10 protein-coding genes and 1 pseudogene are annotated in these 16,888 nt (G+C 74.3%); 7 read left to right on the forward strand and 4 right to left on the reverse strand.

Annotated elements, in window-relative coordinates:
- Positions 1 to 32: 32 nt before the first annotated feature.
- A complete protein-coding gene (locus tag HYQ63_RS32345; RefSeq protein ID WP_306664852.1) occupies positions 33 to 3,155 on the reverse strand; it encodes a BTAD domain-containing putative transcriptional regulator in 3,123 nt (1,040 codons plus the stop codon).
- A gap of 381 nt (positions 3,156 to 3,536) precedes the next feature.
- On the opposite strand from HYQ63_RS32345, the gene HYQ63_RS32350 reads away from it, so the two are divergent.
- Positions 3,537 to 4,820 carry a hypothetical protein gene (locus tag HYQ63_RS32350; protein WP_179937336.1) on the forward strand — a complete coding sequence of 428 codons (1,284 nt, stop codon included), beginning with the start codon at positions 3,537 to 3,539 and terminating at the stop codon, positions 4,818 to 4,820.
- A gap of 571 nt (positions 4,821 to 5,391) precedes the next feature.
- Here the strand turns inward: HYQ63_RS32350 and HYQ63_RS32355 are convergent.
- Complete coding sequence (locus HYQ63_RS32355; RefSeq protein WP_179940713.1) at positions 5,392 to 7,575, reverse strand: NB-ARC domain-containing protein; 2,184 nt, start codon at positions 7,573 to 7,575, stop codon at positions 5,392 to 5,394.
- Positions 7,576 to 8,141: 566 nt separating this feature from the next.
- Here HYQ63_RS32355 and rsgA point away from each other — a divergent pair.
- The 4 genes and pseudogenes from rsgA (at position 8,142) to HYQ63_RS32375 (ending at position 14,216) form a co-directional block, all read left to right on the forward strand.
- Positions 8,142 to 9,260, forward strand: a complete 1,119-nt coding sequence (gene rsgA, locus HYQ63_RS32360) for a ribosome small subunit-dependent GTPase A (protein WP_373689168.1) — start codon at positions 8,142 to 8,144, stop codon at positions 9,258 to 9,260.
- A gap of 139 nt (positions 9,261 to 9,399) precedes the next feature.
- Entirely contained in the window at positions 9,400 to 10,839 is a 1,440-nt protein-coding gene (locus HYQ63_RS32365; RefSeq protein ID WP_179937338.1) for an NAD(P)/FAD-dependent oxidoreductase, read from the forward strand.
- Between the two features lie 103 nt (positions 10,840 to 10,942).
- On the forward strand, positions 10,943 to 12,298 hold the full coding sequence (locus tag HYQ63_RS32370) for a protein phosphatase 2C domain-containing protein (protein WP_306664853.1): 1,356 nt from the start codon (positions 10,943 to 10,945) through the stop codon (positions 12,296 to 12,298).
- A 122-nt stretch (positions 12,299 to 12,420) separates the two neighbouring features.
- Positions 12,421 to 14,216: pseudogene (locus HYQ63_RS32375) on the forward strand (pyruvate oxidase).
- 39 nt (positions 14,217 to 14,255) lie between these two features.
- Here the strand turns inward: HYQ63_RS32375 and HYQ63_RS32380 are convergent.
- Together HYQ63_RS32380 and HYQ63_RS32385 are read right to left on the reverse strand one after the other, a co-directional pair.
- Entirely contained in the window at positions 14,256 to 15,008 is a 753-nt protein-coding gene (locus tag HYQ63_RS32380; RefSeq protein WP_179937339.1) for an ABC transporter permease, read from the reverse strand.
- A 27-nt stretch (positions 15,009 to 15,035) separates the two neighbouring features.
- The gene (locus HYQ63_RS32385) at positions 15,036 to 15,833 is read right to left on the reverse strand and encodes an ABC transporter ATP-binding protein (protein ID WP_179937340.1); all 798 of its coding nucleotides are present in this window, start codon (positions 15,831 to 15,833) and stop codon (positions 15,036 to 15,038) included.
- 73 nt (positions 15,834 to 15,906) lie between these two features.
- Here HYQ63_RS32385 and HYQ63_RS32390 point away from each other — a divergent pair, with 73 nt between their 5' ends.
- Both HYQ63_RS32390 and HYQ63_RS32395 read left to right on the forward strand, forming a co-directional pair.
- Positions 15,907 to 16,566, forward strand: a complete 660-nt coding sequence (locus tag HYQ63_RS32390; RefSeq protein WP_179937341.1) for a TetR/AcrR family transcriptional regulator — start codon at positions 15,907 to 15,909, stop codon at positions 16,564 to 16,566.
- Complete coding sequence (locus HYQ63_RS32395) at positions 16,554 to 16,862, forward strand: DUF6204 family protein (RefSeq protein WP_179937342.1); 309 nt, start codon at positions 16,554 to 16,556, stop codon at positions 16,860 to 16,862. The genes HYQ63_RS32390 and HYQ63_RS32395 overlap by 13 nt, the downstream gene beginning before the upstream one ends.
- The last annotated feature ends 26 nt before the right edge of the window (positions 16,863 to 16,888 follow it).

Consider the following 16,888-nt stretch of genomic DNA (forward strand, 5'->3'; position numbering starts at 1 on the left):
GAGACCCCGCACCACCCGCCGGGCGCGTGACGCTACGTCAGGCGCCCGGCGGCGCCATGTGGCCCGTCGAGAAGACACCGCAGCCGCTCCGCCTCCACCCCCGCTTCCAGGCTCTCGTACAGGGCCACCGCCTGTGCGCCGTGGTGGTGTGCGCTCTCCCGGTCCGCGGCGGACAGCGCCGTACGGGCCAGCCCCGCGAGGGCGTGGGCGCAGCCGAGCGGGAAACCGATGCCCTGGGCCAGGGCCAGCGCCTGCCGGTAGACCTCCGTGGCGGTGGCGAGGTGTCCCGAGCGGTGGTGTGCGTCGGCCGTGCCGATGAGCGCCCGCTGCCGTTCGTACGCGTTGTCGATGCTGCGGGCCGCCCGGTCCGCCTGCGCGAAGTGGCGCAACGCCTCGTCCGTGCGGCCGCTTTCGGCGTACGCGGTCCCCATGCTGATCAGCACGTTCGCCTCACCGAGGGTGTCCCCGGCCGCCCGGTGGCTGTCGAGGGCGTGCCGGAAACACTTCAGCGCCCGCGCGGTGTCCCCGGTGGCCTGGTGCACCCGGCCGAGGTTGGTGTCGAGGATGGCCAGCTCCTGACGGCCGCCGAACTGCCGCACCAGGGCGAGGGAGCGTTCGTAGTGGGCGCGGGCGTCCTCGTAGCGCTCCCGGAGGTAGAAGAGCTCGCCCAGGTTGTTGAGCGCCTTGGCCTGCCCGGGGAGGTTGCCGAGCGCTTCGTGGACGCTGAGCATGGCCCGCACCCGCTCCAGCGCCTCGGCGTACCGGCCCGCGTAGTGCAGCGCCGCGCCCTGGATGTTGAGGCAGTCCGCTTCCCCGCCGCGGTCGCCGACCTGCCGGTAGCGCCCGATGGCCCGGTCCAGGACCCGCAGGGCCATCTCGCCGTGGCCCGCGGCGAGATGGGCGCGCCCGGACTGGAGGAGGGCGTCGGCGCAGCCGTGCGGATCGCGGAGGCCGCGGAAGAGGATCAGGGCCTCGGTGGCGCAGCGCTGGGCCTCGTCGTGGCGCTTCTGGGCCAGCACCTCCGCGCGTTCGACGAGGGTTCTGGCGAGGGCGGGCCGGTCGCGGCGGGTGCGCAGGACGGTCAGGGCGGCGCCGTACAGCTCGGCGGCGGTGTCCCAGGTCCCCCAGGTCTTCAGCGCGCCCGCCAGCACGTGCGGGAAGAGGGCCGCGTACGACGGGGAGCGGCCGGGCGCGGTGCGGGCCGCGGCCAACAGGTTGGCCCGCTCCAGGGTGAGCCACACGACCGCCTCGTCGGCGTCGGCGAACTCGGGCGCGTACGGGGACTCCTGGGGCGGGCCGGGCGGCCGGGGCCGTCGATGCGGATGGACGAGGCGGTCGGCGCGGTGTGCGGCGGTGAGGTGGTAGCCGAGCAGCCGCTCGACGGCCTCGTGGCGGGCGGATTCGGGCTCCTCCCGGGCACAGATCTGGAGGCCGAACGCGCGGCCGAGGTCGTGGAACCGGTAGCGGTCGCGCACGGGTTCCTCCAGCAGATGGCTGTCCAGCAGCTCTTCGACCACCCGCCGGATCCGCGCGGCCTCCGGCCCGGCGAGCGCGGTGGCCGCGCGGAGGGTGATGTCGGGGCCGGTGTGCAGGGCGAGCCTGCGGAACAAGCGCTGGGCGGGGGCGCTGAGTTCGGCGTACGAGAGCTGGAAGGCCGATGCCACCGCGGGGTCGAACTCGTCCAGCGGATCGGTGGCTTCCGCCAGCCGGTCCAGGAGGTGGTGCAGGTCCCAGGAGTCCCGGTGCCGGAAGCGGCTGGCGAGCAGCTGGACGGCCAGGGGATGGCAGCCGCACGCGGACACCACCCGCCGCAGCGCCTCGGCGTCGGAAGCGGAGGGGGAGGCGGCGAGCCGGGCGGGGCCCGCGATCCGGGTGAAGAGCGCGATGGCCTCCGCCTCGGAGAGGACGTCCAGATGGAGCGAGGTGGCGCCGTTCAGCCCGACCAGCCGGTTGCGGCTGGTGACGATCGCACGGCAGCCGGGGGAGCCCGGCAGCAGCGGGCCGACCTGGGCGGCGTCCCGGGCGTTGTCGAGGAGGACGAGCACCCGGTGGCGGGCGGTCCAGGCGCGCCACCGGGCCGCGCGTTCGTCCAGCGAGTGGGGGAGCGGGCCGGGCGCGCCGGAGGCGTGCAGCAGGACGGCGAGCGCCTCGGCGGGGGCGCAGGGCTGCTGTCCGCCGTAGGCGTGGAGGTCCACGTAGAACTGCCCGGCCGGATACGCGCCGCACAGCCCGTTCGCGGCGCGGATGGCCAGCGCGGTCTTGCCGACGCCGGGCATGCCGTGGATGACGGTGAGGGGCAGCCCGCCGTCGTCCCCGGGCCCGCCGTCGTCCCCGGCAGTGGTGGTTGCGGTCAGCAGGATGCGTAATTCGCTCGTCCGTCCGGTGAACTCCCGGACGTCGCGCGGGAGGGTGTTGCCGGGCTCGCGGACCGGGGGTGCGGGTGGGGGCGTGGCCGGGCGGCCGGTGCCCATCAGCGCGCGGTCCTGATCGAGGATGCGCTGATGCAGTGCGCGCAGTTCCGCCCCGGGCTCGATGCCCTGGTCCTGCCGCAGCAACCGCCGGGTGTCCCGGTAGACGGTGAGCGCCTCGTCCTCCCGCCCGGAGCGGTAGAGCGCCAGCATCAGCGAGGCGATCACCCTCTGGGCGTACGGGTTCTGCGCGGCCAGCTCGCGCAGCTCGCCGATGAGGTCCGCGTGCTGCCCCAACTCCAGCTGAAGCCGGATCCGTTCCTCCCGCACCCGGCGGTGGTCCTCGACCAGCCGGGTGCGGGCCGCCGCCGCCCAGGCGCCGGTGAACTCCGTCAGCGGCTCGCCCCGCCACAGCTCCTCGGCGGCCCGCAGCAGCCCCACGGCCCGCTCCTGCTCGCCGCGTGCGGCCGCCGCACCCGCGTCGTTGCGTAGCCGCTGGAAGCGCAGCAGATCGATGTCCTCCGGATCGACCCGCAGCCGGTACAGCCGCGGCGACGTCCGCTCGACCTCCGCCCGGTCCCCGACGGCCTGGCTGAGCCGTTTGCGCAGCCGGGACAGATAGCTCTGGAGCGTGTCCAGGCCGGTCGGCGGCGGATCACCGTCCCAGACCCGCTCCATCAGCGTGTCGGCGGTGACCGGTTCGCCGCGGGCGTGGACCAGCACGGCGAGCACACAGCGCTCTTTCACCGAACCGAGCGTGTGACGCCGCTCGTGATGCCATAGTTCAAGGGGTCCCAGAGCAAGCAGTTTCACCGTCGGCCCCCGATGGGTGTGCTTCTCCCCGCCGTGTCCGGCGGCCCGCGCACGTTCGTACGGCACTCAATTTCACTGTTGCCGCGAAGCCGGGTGGCGGACAGAGGCGCACGGGTGCGTGCCGGGCGCACGGCCTCACCGCTGTGATCAGGTCGTTCGTCACCGCGGGGCGCACGCAGGACCGCAGGGCCGGTGCAGGAATTCTGCAACCTCCGCATCCAGTCCCCCGGGCACGCCCTCCTCCGGCGGCCGACCGGGTCGCCGACCGGAATCGGGCGCGTGGCCCGAAAAGGAAGACCGGGGGAAGTCGAACCGATGAGCGTGACCATGCTGGAAGCCCACCCGCGCCATGTGCCGGTGCGCCCGGACGTCGAGTACTGGGCCACCCGGGAGATCCGCCGAAGGGTCCTGGCCGTGGTGCACACGGTGACCGCCGGACAGCGGCTGCTGGACGCCATCCGGCTGCTGGAGGGCGACGCGCGGGTACAGGTGTTCTTCACCGCGGCGCCCGATGTGTTCAGCAACGGCGTCGCCGCGTTCCTGGAGGGGCTGCGGGGGCTGGTGCTGCCCTGGAGCCAGGCGGTGCAGACGCCGTTCGACCTGGCGCTGGCCGCGGGCCACGGCAGCCTGCACGAACTGCACGCGCCCGTCATCGTGTTGCCGCACGGCGCCGGACACAACAAGATCGTGCCCGGTCGGCGGCGGGGCCGCGCGGTGGCGGCGCAGCGCAGTGTCTACGGGCTCAGCAGGCAGCGGCTGGTACGGGACGGGGCCGTGGTGCCCGAGGCCATCGTCCTGGCGCACCAGGAGGAGCTGGCCCGGCTGGGCCGGGAGTGCCCCGAGGCGCTGCCCGTCGCGGAGGTGGTCGGCGACCCGTGCTTCGACCGCATCACCGCGAGCCTGCCCGCCCGCGCCCTGTACCGGGAGGCGCTGGGCGCCCGGGCCCGGCAGCGGCTCGTGCTCGCCTGCTCCACCTGGGGGCCGAACTCGCTGCTGGGACGGGGGTTCGAGGTGCTGGAGCGGCTGGTGGCGGAGCTGCCGAAAGAGGAGTTCCGGGTCGCCGCGCTGTTGCACCCTCATGTGTGGAACGCACACGGCGAGTGGCAGGTCCGCGCCTGGCTCGCCCGGCTGGGCCGCTCCGGGCTCACCGTGCTCAGCCACTACGCCGACTGGGTCGGGGCGCTCGTCGCGGCCGACTACATCGTCGGCGACCACGGCTCGGTCACGCTCTACGGCGCGATGACCGGGGTGCCCGTCCTGATGGCCGCCCTGCCCGACGGCGATGTCGACCCCCGGTCGCCGCTGGCCGAACTGGGCTCGTTCGCGCCCCGGCTGCACGAGGACCGTCCGCTGCGCGAGCAGTTCAAGCGCAGCTCGGCGACGTACCGGGCGCACCGCCACCAGCGGGTGGCGGACCGGATCACCTCGGAACCGGGCCGGTTCGCCCGCAAGATGCGCGCGCTGCTCTACCGCAAGCTACGGCTGCGGGCGCCCGCCGGGCGGCCGACCACCGAGCCCGCCCGGCTGCCGTTCACGGTGCCGTACGACGAGCCGGGCAGCGTCGCGCCGGGTGGCATGCCGCCGGGGGCCGTGTCATGACGCCGGTGACCGCGATGAGCCGTGCGGCCACGGCGACCGCCGTGGTGACCGGGCCCGCCCCCGGGGTGCTGACGGGCCGCGTCCGGGTCGCGCTGTTGTGCGCGGGGCGCGGTGCGCGGGGTACGCGGGCCTCCAGGGCCGCTCCCGGGACGGTCTCCCGGGCCGCTTCCGGGGCCGCTTCCCGGACTGCCTCCCGGACCGTCTCCTGGACTGCCTCCCGGACCGTCTTCCGAACCGCGGACGAGCATCTGCGGGTCGTGCTCCCCGCGCCGATGCCCTCGCTCTCCCCGCTCGCGGATGTGCTGCTGGCCGCGGCGGAAGCCGGGACCGAGCCGCATCGGCAGGCCGCCGCGCTGGCCGCCGGGCACCCCGGTGCCCTGGTGGTGGCGGTGCACCGGGGGCCCGACCTCTGGATGCGGCTGGGACCCGACGGGCTCGCGCTCACGCTGCGCGCGCGGTGCCCGGCGGCCGGGCCGCCGTGGGCGGTGTGGGCCTCGGTGGCCCACACCTGGCTGGTGGCCGGGCTCCCCGCCGCGGAGCTGGGGACGGTGCCGATGCGGCTGGTGTGGGGTCAGTCCGGCGGGTCCGCGGTGCCGTCCGTGTCCTCGGTGCGGTCCGTACCGGGGTCTTCCAGCCGCCCGAGCCGGGTGCGTACGGCCTCGGCGTGGGCCGACTTCGAACGGCCCACCGCCGAGTAGAGGTCCAGGGCCTCCCGGTAGCGCTCCCGGGCCAGGTCCGGCTGGCCACGCCGCTCGGCGAGCGTGGCCAGGCTCTCCACGGCGCGCGCCGTCTCGTAGTGCGCGGCCATGCCGCGCAGAGTGGTCAGCGCCGCGGACAGCCGCTCCTCCGCGGGGCCGAGTTGGTCCCGGCCGAGGTGTGCGCGGCCGAGCAGGGTGGCCGCGCGGGCGGCGTTGTACGCGTCGCCCGCCTCGTTCAGGGTGGTGTGCGCGGCGTCGGCGTCCGTCGCCGCCTGCTCCCACAGCCCCCGCTCCAGGGCGATGTCGGCGAGGTTGAGCCGGGCCAGTCCACCGGCCCGCGCGTCGCCGACTCCTGGCAACTCCGCGGCGGCCCGGGCGAACAGCTCGGCCGCCCGGTCCAGGCGGCCCAGCCGCTGATGGGCCAGGCCCTGGTAGTTGAGCGTACGGGCGTGGCCGAGCGCGTTGCCGCTGTCGCGGAACGTACCAGCCGCGCGCTCGAACATCTCCAGGGCCCGTTCGTGGTCGCCGATGCCCAGCTCGCCCATCCCGCCCGAGGTCAGCATCCGGCACTCCGCGACCGCGTCCCCCAGCTCCTCCGCGGCCAGCAGCCCTTCGCGGTGGGCGGCCCGCCAGTCCCCGTAGAACTTCCGGCGCAGGAACAGCGGCCACAGGGCGTCGGCGAGCTGCCAGGCGACGGTCGGGAAACCGGCGGGACGGGCGATGCGGATCACCGCCATCAGATTGGGCAGTTCGCTCTCCAGCCAGCCCAGCGCCGCGTCGGTGTCCTCGCCGAATTCCGCGCACACAGGGTCCGTTGGCCCGTAGTCCCGGGCCAGGGTCCGATGCTGCGGATCGACGATCTCCTCGGCGCGGGTCGCGGTGGCGAGGTAGTGGTCGGCGATGCGGCGCAGCGCCGCCGCGCGCTCCTCCGCGGTCTCGTCCGCCTCCGCCTTCTCGGCGGCGTGCAGCCGTACGAGGTCGTGGAAGCGGTAGCGCTCGTCCCCGGCGTCGATGAGCAGATTCGCGTCGTACAGCAGATCCAGTGGCCCGGACGCGTCCCCGCCGCCCAGCGCCGCCCCCGCCACCGCGCTCCCGAACTCCGGGCCCGGATGCAGGCCCAAGCGCCGGTACAGCCGGGCGGCCTCGGGCGGCAGCCCCTGGTACGACAGGTCCAGAGCGGCCCGCACGTTGTGGTCCCCTTCGATGGCCAACGCCTCCAGTAAGCCGCGAGGGCGCGCACCGTCGCCCGCGGCCACCCGCACCGCCAGCGGCAGCCCGGCGCACAGTTCGACCAGCGCCCGCGCCTCCGCGGGCTGCGCGGCCACCCGGCCGTCGGCGAGCGTGACCGCCAGCAGCTCGACCGCCGCCTCCGTGGCCAGCGGATCGAGGTGCACCGCGTAACACCCGTCGACCGTCAGCCCCGGCATCCGCCACCGGCTGGTCACGGCCGTCACGTTGCGGCCGCCCGGCAGCAGCGGCCGGACCTGCGCGGCGGTCGCGGCGTCGTCGAGCAGCACCACCAGCCGCCGGTCCGCGGTCAGCGAGCGGTACAGCGCCACCCGCTCGGCGAACGCCGTGGGTATCTGCCCGGTCTCCACCCCCAGCGCCCGCAGGAACCGCCCCACCACCTCCTCGGGCGCCACGGGCCCGGCCGCGGCCTCGGCGCCGAGGTGGGCGTAGAGCTGCCCGTCCGGAAACCGCTCGCGCAGCCCGTGCAGCCACGCGAGCGCCACCGCCGTCTTCCCGACCCCGCCCAGCCCGCTGACCGCGGCCAGCGTCCCGTACCCCTCCGCGGCCGCCCGCTCCCGATGGCCCTCCAGCGCCCCCAGCTCCGCCGTCCGATCGGTGATCCGCACCAACGGTGGCAGCTGCCACGGCACTTGGGGCCTGCGCCCCTCGCCGGAGCCCCCGGCCCGGATGTGAATCCCCCCGTAGACCGCCCCCGCCTGCACGGCCCCGCCGTGCACCGTCCCGCTCAACTCGTTGTGGTCACCGCGCGCTTGCTCCTGCACCCGTCCCCCTCCGAACGCATGAGTGACACGGCCCTTGGAGAGCATCATTTCCCTCGCCCGAACTGATATTCGCCGTCCGGGGGTGATGTGACTCTCTCCGCTGCCGGTTCACTTTCCGTGACGAGGTTAGTGCAATTGCCTATGTCATATGCCTTCTCGGGTATTCGGAAAAGCCTGCCGTGCGTTCGTTCTTCGAAGGAATGTCGGGGAATCGGGGGCGGTCCGGTGCGGACATTCTCGGCGACCGCGGTCGCGGCGGCCTTGACCCGATCGATGCCCGTCGCGCCGCCGCGGCATGCGCGAGCGGCCGTCAGGGGAGGCCGGGGCCGTCGAGGGCACGGCCCGGCCTCCGGCGCCGGTGCCGCGGGTCCCGCACCGTGCGCGCCGTGCGCGGAAAATCGGTGGAGCCGCGTCCCCGGTGGGGATATGGTGGCGTCGCATCCGCCGAGAGCGAGGAAAACGGGAGGTGAGGACATTGATGACGGTCACGGTTCCGGGCTGCGCAGCCCGCGTCTCGAAGTGCATCAATCCCATCCCCGTGGTCTCCGGCTGACCTTTCCGCAGATTCTGTAGCGCGCCGGGGACCGCCCTTCGAAGGGTTTCCCTTGAGCTTGAGCAACGCTTTTTCCGACGCTGCCTCACGTCACGCCGTCCTCGCCCCTTACGGCTGGGACGATGGGTGGGAGGCCGCGTTCGGTCCGTACGCGCGACAGGGGCTGATCCCCGGGCGCGTGGTGCGGGTGGACCGTGGCCGGTGCGATGTGGTGACGCCCGACGGCACCGTCCGCGCCGACACCGAGTTCGTCGTTCCCCGTGACCCGATGAAGGTCGTGTGCACCGGCGACTGGGCCGCCGTGGACGCCGCGGACGCGGGCGAGCCGCGCTACGTACGGACGCTGCTGCCGCGGCGCACGGAAGTGGCGCGGTCGACCTCGTCCAAGCGCTCCGACGGCCAGGTGCTGGCCGCCAACGTCGACCACGCCGTCATCGCCGTATCGCTCGCCGCCGAGCTGGACCTCGGGCGGGTGGAGCGCTTCGTGGCGCTCGCCTGGGAGAGCGGGGCGCAGCCGGTCGTGGTCCTCACCAAGGCGGATCTGGTGGACGACCCGGGTGCGCTGGCGCACCTCGTCGCCGACACCGAGACCTCCGCCCCCGGGGTGCAGGTGCTGCCGGTGAGCGCCACGACCGGGCAGGGGGTGGAGGTGCTGGCCGCGCTGCTCGCGGCCGGGACCTCCGTCCTCCTCGGCCAGTCGGGCGCGGGCAAGTCGACGCTGGCCAACGCCCTGGTGGGCGAGGACGTCCAGGATGTACGCGAGATCCGGGACAGCGACGGCAAGGGGCGGCACACCACGACCACCCGCAATCTGCTGCCGCTCCCCTCGGGCGGTGCGCTCATCGACACACCCGGGCTGCGCGGCGTCGGGCTGTGGGACGCGGAGGGCGGGGTGTCGCAGGCGTTCGCCGAGATCGAGGCGTACGCCGCGGACTGCCGCTTCCACGACTGCGCGCACGAGACCGAGCCGGGGTGCGCGGTGCTCGCCGCGGTCGAGGACGGTTCGCTGCCGCCCCGGCGGCTGGACAGTTACCGCAAGCTGCTGCGCGAGAACGCCTACCTCGCGGCCCGCACCGACGCCCGGCTGCGGTCCGAGATGCGGCGGGAGTGGAAGCATCGGCAGGCGCTCGGCCGCCACATGGTCGAACGCAAGCGCGGACCGCAGCGCAAGCCGTAGCGTTGCGCGGCGCCCGCGGGTGTCCGATTCGGGTGGCCGTCGGCGGGGACTCGACGCGAGGATGGGGGAAGCGTCATCCCACGGTCGGGCATACCGCCGGCGGTCGGCACGGTCGGCCGTCGGCAGAGAGCGGGTCGCGATGAACTCCGGTACGGATGAGTACGACGTCGTCGTCCTGGGCGCGGGCCCGGTCGGGGAGAACCTGGCCGACCGGGCGCGCGCTGCCGGGCTCTCCACGGCGATCGTGGAGAGCGAACTGGTCGGCGGCGAGTGCTCGTACTGGGCCTGCGTCCCCAGCAAGGCGCTGTTGCGCCCCGTCATCGCGCGCGCCGAGGCGCGGCGTACGCCCGGGGCGCGGCAGGGCCCGGACGCGCCGCTGGACGTGGCCGCCGTGCTCGCCCACCGGGACGCGTTCGTGTCGAACTGGAAGGACGACGGCCAGGTCGGCTGGCTCGACTCGGCGGGCATCGACCTGGTCCGCGGCCATGGGCGGCTCGTCGAGCCGCGCCGTATCGCGGTCAGCCAGCCGGACGGGCAGGAGCGCTTCCTGGTCGCCCGGCACGCCGTGGCCATCTGCACCGGCAGCCGCGCCGCGCTGCCCCCTCTGCCCGGCCTCGCGGAGGCCCGCCCGTGGACCAGCCGGGAGGCGACCAGCTCGTCCACGGTGCCGCGGCGGCTGGCCGTGGTGGGCGGCGGGGTGGTCGCCGTCGAGATGGCCACCGCGTGGAGCGCCCTCGGCTCCGAGGTCACCATGCTGATCCGCGGCCCGGGGCTGCTGGAGCGCATGGAGGCGTTCGCGGGCGAGTTGGTGGCGGAGTCGCTCACCGAGGCGGGGGTGAAGATCCGTACGGGGACGTCCGCGACGGCCGTACGGCGCGACGGCGCGAAGGGGCCGGTGACGCTCACGCTGGACGGCGGGGAGACCGTCGAGGCCGACGAGGTGCTGTTCGCCACCGGCCGCGCACCGCGCACCGACGACCTCGGCCTGGAGACGGTCGGGCTCGCGCCCGGCGGCTGGCTGGACGTCGACGACACCTGCCGGGTGCGGAACGTGCCGGGCGGCTGGCTGTACGCCGTGGGCGACGTCAACCACCGCGCGCTCCTCACCCACCAGGGCAAATACCAGGCGCGGATCGCGGGCGCGGCCATCGGCGCCCGCGCCCAGGGCGTACCGCTGCTGGAGACCGACCGCTGGGGCGCCCACGCGGCGACGGCGGACCATGGCGCGGTGCCGCAGGTCGTCTTCACCGACCCGGAGGTCGGCGCGGTCGGGCTGACCGCCGAACAGGCCGAGGCCGAGGGCCGCAGCATCCGGGTCGTCGACTACGACATCGGCCAGGTCTCCGGCGCCGCCCTGTACGCGGACGGCTACCGCGGACGCGCCCGCATGGTCGTCGACCTGGACCGGGGCCATCTGGTCGGCGTGACGTTCGTGGGGCCGGGCGTGGGGGAGCTGCTGCACTCGGCGACCGTGGCGGTGGCCGGTGAGGTGCCGATCGAGCGGCTGTGGCATGCGGTGCCGTCGTTCCCCACGGTGAGCGAGGTGTGGCTGCGGCTGCTGGAGGCGTACCGGGGGTAGACGGGCGTGCCGGGGGGCGCGGGGCCGCGTCGGGCGCCCTTTTGGGAGCCCCGGAGACCGTCGCGTGGTGTTCGCGTGAAGCTCCCCTGTGGACAATATGGGGATGAGCCAGCAGGGGGACGACCGACGCCGTCACGAAAACGACTGGTGGGGCGAGTTGTACGACCCCGCGCGGGCCGACGCCGGGCCCGCCGCCGCGGCCGACTCGGTGGACGAGCGCTTCGACTCCGCGTCCCGCACCCTCGGCGGCAGACGGCCGGCCGGCGGGGACCAGCGGCCCGCCGCGGGGGCTCCCTGGGGCCCGACGGAGGGCGAGCGCGAGCCGGGCGGTGCCGCGCCGGGCCCGGGCGGTGCCGCGGGAGGTGGCCCGCAGGGGTGGCGACCTCCCGAGGGTGGCGACGGCCCCGGCGCGGCACCGCCCCCGTCCGCCCCCGCCCCTGCGCCCCGGCGGTCCTCGGGCGCCGCGCCCGCCTCCGCACCCGCTCCCGCGCCCCGGCCGTGGCGTGCCGCCGCGTCCGGGTACGTCGGCGACGAGCCGCCCGCGTACGAGGCCGAGCCGACCACCCTGCCCGTCGCCGACCCGGAGGAGCCGGGCGGCCCGGTGCCCGACACCGTGCTCGACGGCGCCCGCTACGGGACGTTCACCCTCCGCGCCGTGTCGCTGCGCGGCGACGCGGCGCGTTCCCGTGGCGAGCCCCGCCGGGACGTGCTGCTCACGGCTCGCTTCGGGACCGGGGACGGCGCCCTGGTCCTGGTGGCCGTGGCCAGTGGGGACGGGGCGTCGCCGGATGCCGCGCGGGAGCTGTGCGACGGGATCGGCGCGGCCGTCGGCCGCAGCCACGCACGGCTCGCGGAGGACATCCGCGCCGCCCGGCGCGGCGCGCTCAAGTCCGGGTTGCACCGGCTCACCGACCGCGGCTACGGGCGGTTGCGCACCCGCGCGGCCGAACGAGGCATCGACCCCGCCGCGTACACCGCCCCGGTGCGCTGTCTGCTGCTGCCCGCCCATCCGGACTGCCGGGTCCGGGTGTTCTTCGGCGTCGGCGACGGCGGGCTGTTCCGGCTGCGCGACGGCGCCTGGCAGGACCTGGAGCCGGACGCGCGGGAGCACGACACGGTCGGCGGGCCCGTGCTCGGCTTCGGCGGCGGTCGCCCGACCGCCCCGACCCGCCCGCCCCCGACCCGCCCGCCCCCAACCCGACCGCCCCCGGCCCGTCCGCGCCCGAGCTGCCCGCCGACTGGGAGGCCGCCCCGCACGACGGCGGCCCACCCTCCGTCGGCCCCTTCCGCTTCCGCGCCTCCGTCGCCCGACCGGGTGACACCCTGCTGCTGTGCGGCGCGGGCCTCGCCGAGCCGCTGCGCGCCGCGCCGGCGCTCGCCGCCCACTGGGCGGAACGCTGGGCGGCGACCGAGCCGCCGGGCCTCGCCGGGTTCCTCGCCGACGCCCAAGTGGGGGTGAAGGGGTACGCCGACGACCGTACGGCGGCGGCCGTCTGGGAGGCGTGAGCGTCCCGTCCGTGGGTTGATAGAGGGGCTGATAGAGCTCGACAACCCGGGACGACAGGGACGGAAGGCGCCGCGATGGGCAAGCAGACCGTGGCCGAGCAATTCGTGGACATCCTGGCCCGCGCCGGGGTGCGGCGGCTGTACGGGGTGGTCGGCGACAGCCTCAACCCCGTCGTGGACGCGATCCGCCGCAACTCCGCCATCGACTGGATCCAGGTGCGGCACGAGGAGACCGCCGCGTTCGCCGCGGGCGCCGAGGCCCAGCTCACCGGCAAGCTCGCGGGCTGCGCGGGCTCCTGCGGCCCCGGCAATCTGCACCTGATCAACGGGCTGTACGACGCCCACCGCTCCATGGCCCCGGTCCTCGCCCTCGCCTCGCACATCCCCAGCAGCGAGATCGGCACCGGCTACTTCCAGGAGACCCACCCCGACCAGCTGTTCCGCGAGTGCAGCCACTACAGCGAGCTGATCTCCAACCCCCAGCAGATGCCGCGCGTCCTCCAGACCGCGATCCAGCACGCGGTCGGCCGCCGCGGCGTCAGCGTCGTCTCGCTCCCCGGCGACATCGCGGCCCGCCCGGCGCCCGAGCGCGCCGAGGAGCATGCGCTGGTGACCTCACGCCCCACCGTGCGCCCCGGCGACGCGGAGATCGACGCGCTCGCGCGCATGGTCGACGAGGCGGACCGGGTGACGCTCTTCTGCGGCCGCGGCACCGCCGGGGCCCATGAGGAGGTGATGGCCTTCGCCGAGCGGGTGAAGGCCCCGGTGGGGCACGCCCTGCGCGGCAAGGAACACATCCAGTACGAGTGAAGGCCCCGGTGGGGCACGCCCTGCGCGGCAAGGAACACATCCAGTACGACAACCCGTACGACGTCGGAATGAGCGGCCTGCTCGGCTACGGCGCGGCGTACGAGGCCACCAACGAGTGCGATCTGCTGATCCTGCTGGGCACCGACTTCCCGTACAACGCCTTCCTCCCCGACGACGTCCGCACCGTCCAGGTCGACGTCCGCCCCGAGCACCTGGGCCGCCGCTCCAAGCTCGACCTGGCCGTATGGGGCGACGTCCGCGAGACGCTGCGCTGCCTGACGCCGAAGGTGCGCCCCAAGACGGACCGCCGGTTCCTGGACCGGATGCTGAAGAAGCACGCGGAGGCGCTGGAGGGCGTGGTCAAGGCGTACACCCGCAAGGTGGAGAAGCACATTCCGATCCACCCGGAGTACGTGGCCTCGGTCCTGGACGAGGAGGCCGCCGACGATGCGGTCTTCACCGTCGACACCGGGATGTGCAACGTCTGGGCGGCCCGCTATCTGACCCCCAACGGCCGTCGCCGGGTGATCGGTTCGTTCACCCACGGCTCGATGGCCAACGCGCTGCCGCAGGCCATCGGCGCCCAGTTCCTCGACCGCCGCCGCCAGGTCGTCTCGATGTCCGGCGACGGCGGGTTCACGATGCTGATGGGCGACTTCCTCACCCTCGTCCAGTACGACCTGCCGGTGAAGGTCATCCTCTTCAACAACTCCTCCCTGGGCATGGTCGAGCTGGAGATGCTGGTCTCGGGCCTGCCCGCGTACGGCACCGGCAACCACAACCCCAACTTCGCCCAACTCGCCCGCGCCGCCGGGGCGTACGCCGAACGCGTCGAGAAGCCCAAGCACCTGCGGTCCGCGCTGCGCACCGCCCTGCACCACAAGGGCCCCGCCCTGGTCGACATCGTCACCGACCCCAACGCGCTGTCCATCCCGCCGAAGATCAGGGCCGAGATGGTGACCGGGTTCGCGCTGTCGGCCAGCAAGATGGTGCTGGACGGCGGCGTCGGCAGGATGGTCCAGATGGCCCGCTCCAACCTCCGCAACGTGCCCCGCCCCTGATCAGCCGGCGGAACCGCCCCCACCAGACGAAAAGGCTCCTCAGCCTTTCGCTTGGCGGAACAGGCGGGCGCCGGCGAACAGGCAGAGGGCGGTCAGGCCCAGGGTGATGGCGGCGCCGAGGGCGACGGTGCCGTTGGCGTAGTGGCCCAGGAAGGTCTGGCGCACGGCGTCCACGGTGTAGCGGAACGGCACGGCGTGGGAGGCGCCGTCCAGCCAGCCCGGGGCGAGGGACATCGGCAGCAGCAGCCCGGACAGCAGCATCAGCGGCATGCACGCGGTGTTGGCGATGGCGGCGAACTCCGGTGGTGTCCTGACGTTCATGGCCAGCCCGTACGAGAGGGCGGACAGCGCCGCCGAGAGCACGGCCACGAACAGCAGGCCGATCAGGATTCCGGCGAGGGGCGCGCGGAGGCCGAAGGCCAGGCCGAGGAGCACGAGCAGCACCGACTGGACGACCAGCTGGACGACATCGCGCAGGACCCGGCCCAGCAACAAGGCCAGGGGGTTCACCGGGGTGACCCGCATGCGGTCGATGATGCCGAGGTTGCGGTCCATCAGCAGGCCGAGCCCCACGTACGAGCCGCCGAGCAGGGCGAGCTGGATGAGGACGCCGGGGACCAGGGCCTGCCAGGACGAACCGCTCACGCCCAGGCTGAGCTCGGTCAGCAGCGGTCCGAAGAGGGCCAGGAAGAGCAGCGGTTGGAGCATGCCGAAGAAGAGATTGGTCTTCGAGCGGAGGGTGGCCCGCAGGTAGCGGCCGAAGACGACGCCGGTGTCGGCGAGCAGGGTCATGGAAGTGCCTCAAAGGTGTTAAAAGGGTCAGATGGCGAGGGGTTCGTCTGCCGCCGCGGACCGGCCGGTGATGGCCAGGAAGGCGTCCTGGAGGCTCGCGGTGGGATCGCCCGCGTGGCGGGCCTTGAGGTCGGCGGGGGTGCCCTCGGCGACGATCACCCCGGCGTCCACGACCACGATCCGGTCGGCGAGCGCGTCGGCCTCGTCCAGGTAGTGCGTGGTCAGGAAGACCGTGGTGCCGTGTTCGGCGCGGATCCGCCGGACCAGGTCCCACAGTTCGGCGCGGCTGCCGGGGTCGAGCCCGGTGGTCGGTTCGTCGAGGAAGACCACCTCGGGCCGGTTGATCAGGCCGAGCGCGATCTCCACCCGGCGGCGCTGACCGCCGGAGAGCGCGCCGGTGGGGCGGTCCAGCAGGGGGGTGAGGCCGAGGTCCCGGGCGAGTTCCCCGGCGCGCTCGCGCGCCTCGGCCCTGGGCAGCCGGTGCAGCCGCCCCTGGGTGACCAGTTCCTCGCGTACGGCGCAGGCGGGGTCCAGGCCGCCGGACTGGGCCACGTACCCGATCCGGCGGCGCACCCCCGCGGGGTCGCGCCGCAGATCGTGCCCGGCGACCGTGGCCTCGCCGCCGCTGGGCGGCAGGAGGGTGGTGAGCATGCGCAGGGTCGTGGTCTTGCCCGCCCCGTTGGGGCCGAGGAAGCCGAGGATCTCGCCGCGGTCGACAGTCAGGTCGATGCCGCGGACGGCGTGCACCGGGCCCGTCGGGAGCGGATAAGTCCGGGCGAGGCCCCGGGTCTCGATGACCGGGGTGCGAGTGGGTGGTGTGGACATGGCGCCGATAAAAACACAGTGCATTGCAAAACTGCAATGCATTTCGTTTTTGCAGTACGGTTAGACTTCATGCATGGCAGAAGGGCTACGAGAGCGCAAGAAGCGGGAGACGCGGCAGCGCATCTACCGGGTCGCGCTCGATCTGTTCGTGGAGCGGGGCTTCGACCACGTCACGATCGCCGAGGTCGCGGCCGCGGCGGAGGTATCGGTCAACACCCTCTACAACTACTTCGAGGCGAAGGAGGACCTGGTGCTGCCGCCGGACCAGGCGTCCCCGCAGCGGCTCGCCGACATCGTGCGGGACCGCGGCCCCGGCGAGTCGGCGGCCGCTGCGGTGCTGGCGCGGCTGCGGGACGAGGTGGAGCGGCGGGACCGCTCGCTGGGGCTGACCGAGGGCTTCGGACGGGTCTTCGCGATGATGCGGGCCGCGCCCACGCTCATCGCCCGGCTGGAGGACCTCGGCCGGGAGATGACCGACGCGCTGACCGCCGTGCTGGCCGAGGAGACCGGCGCCGGACCGGACGATCCGCTGCCGCGCGTGGTGGCCACCCAGCTCGGGGCGTTCCACTCGCTGGTCTTCGCCGAGATCGGCAGGCGGACCGAGGCGGGGGAGGAGCCCGAGGCGATCGCCGCGGCCGTGATCGGTCTGCTGGACGCGTTCCAGGGGGTGCTGGGCGAGCCGCTCGCCACCTATGCCGTACGAGGGAAGGGGGAGCAGACGTGTTCCGGGTGACGATCCGTGGTGTGTTCGAGGAGTTGGGCGAGGAGGACCGGGCCGCGCTGCTCGCGGAGGTCGACGCCTTCCGGACCGCCTTCACCGAGGAGGGCACCTTCACCTACGACCGTGGGCTCTCGGCGTTCACCTTCCGCTGCCAGGTGCCCGCGGAAGCCGACGACGACGGCGAGGCGGAGGCGACCGAGCGGGCCATGGCGGCGCTGGTGGCGCACGGCTATCCGCACCGGGTCCTGCGGGTCGGGGTGACGGACATGCGCCACATCAAGATCCGCCGCAAGGGGCGTAGTAGGTGAGCGGGAGATGAGCGGACCGCCCGGCG

Origin of the sequence: Streptomyces sp. Rer75, assembly GCF_013414305.1 — a bacterium.
Taxonomy (GTDB): Bacteria; Actinomycetota; Actinomycetes; order Streptomycetales; family Streptomycetaceae; genus Streptomyces; species Streptomyces himastatinicus.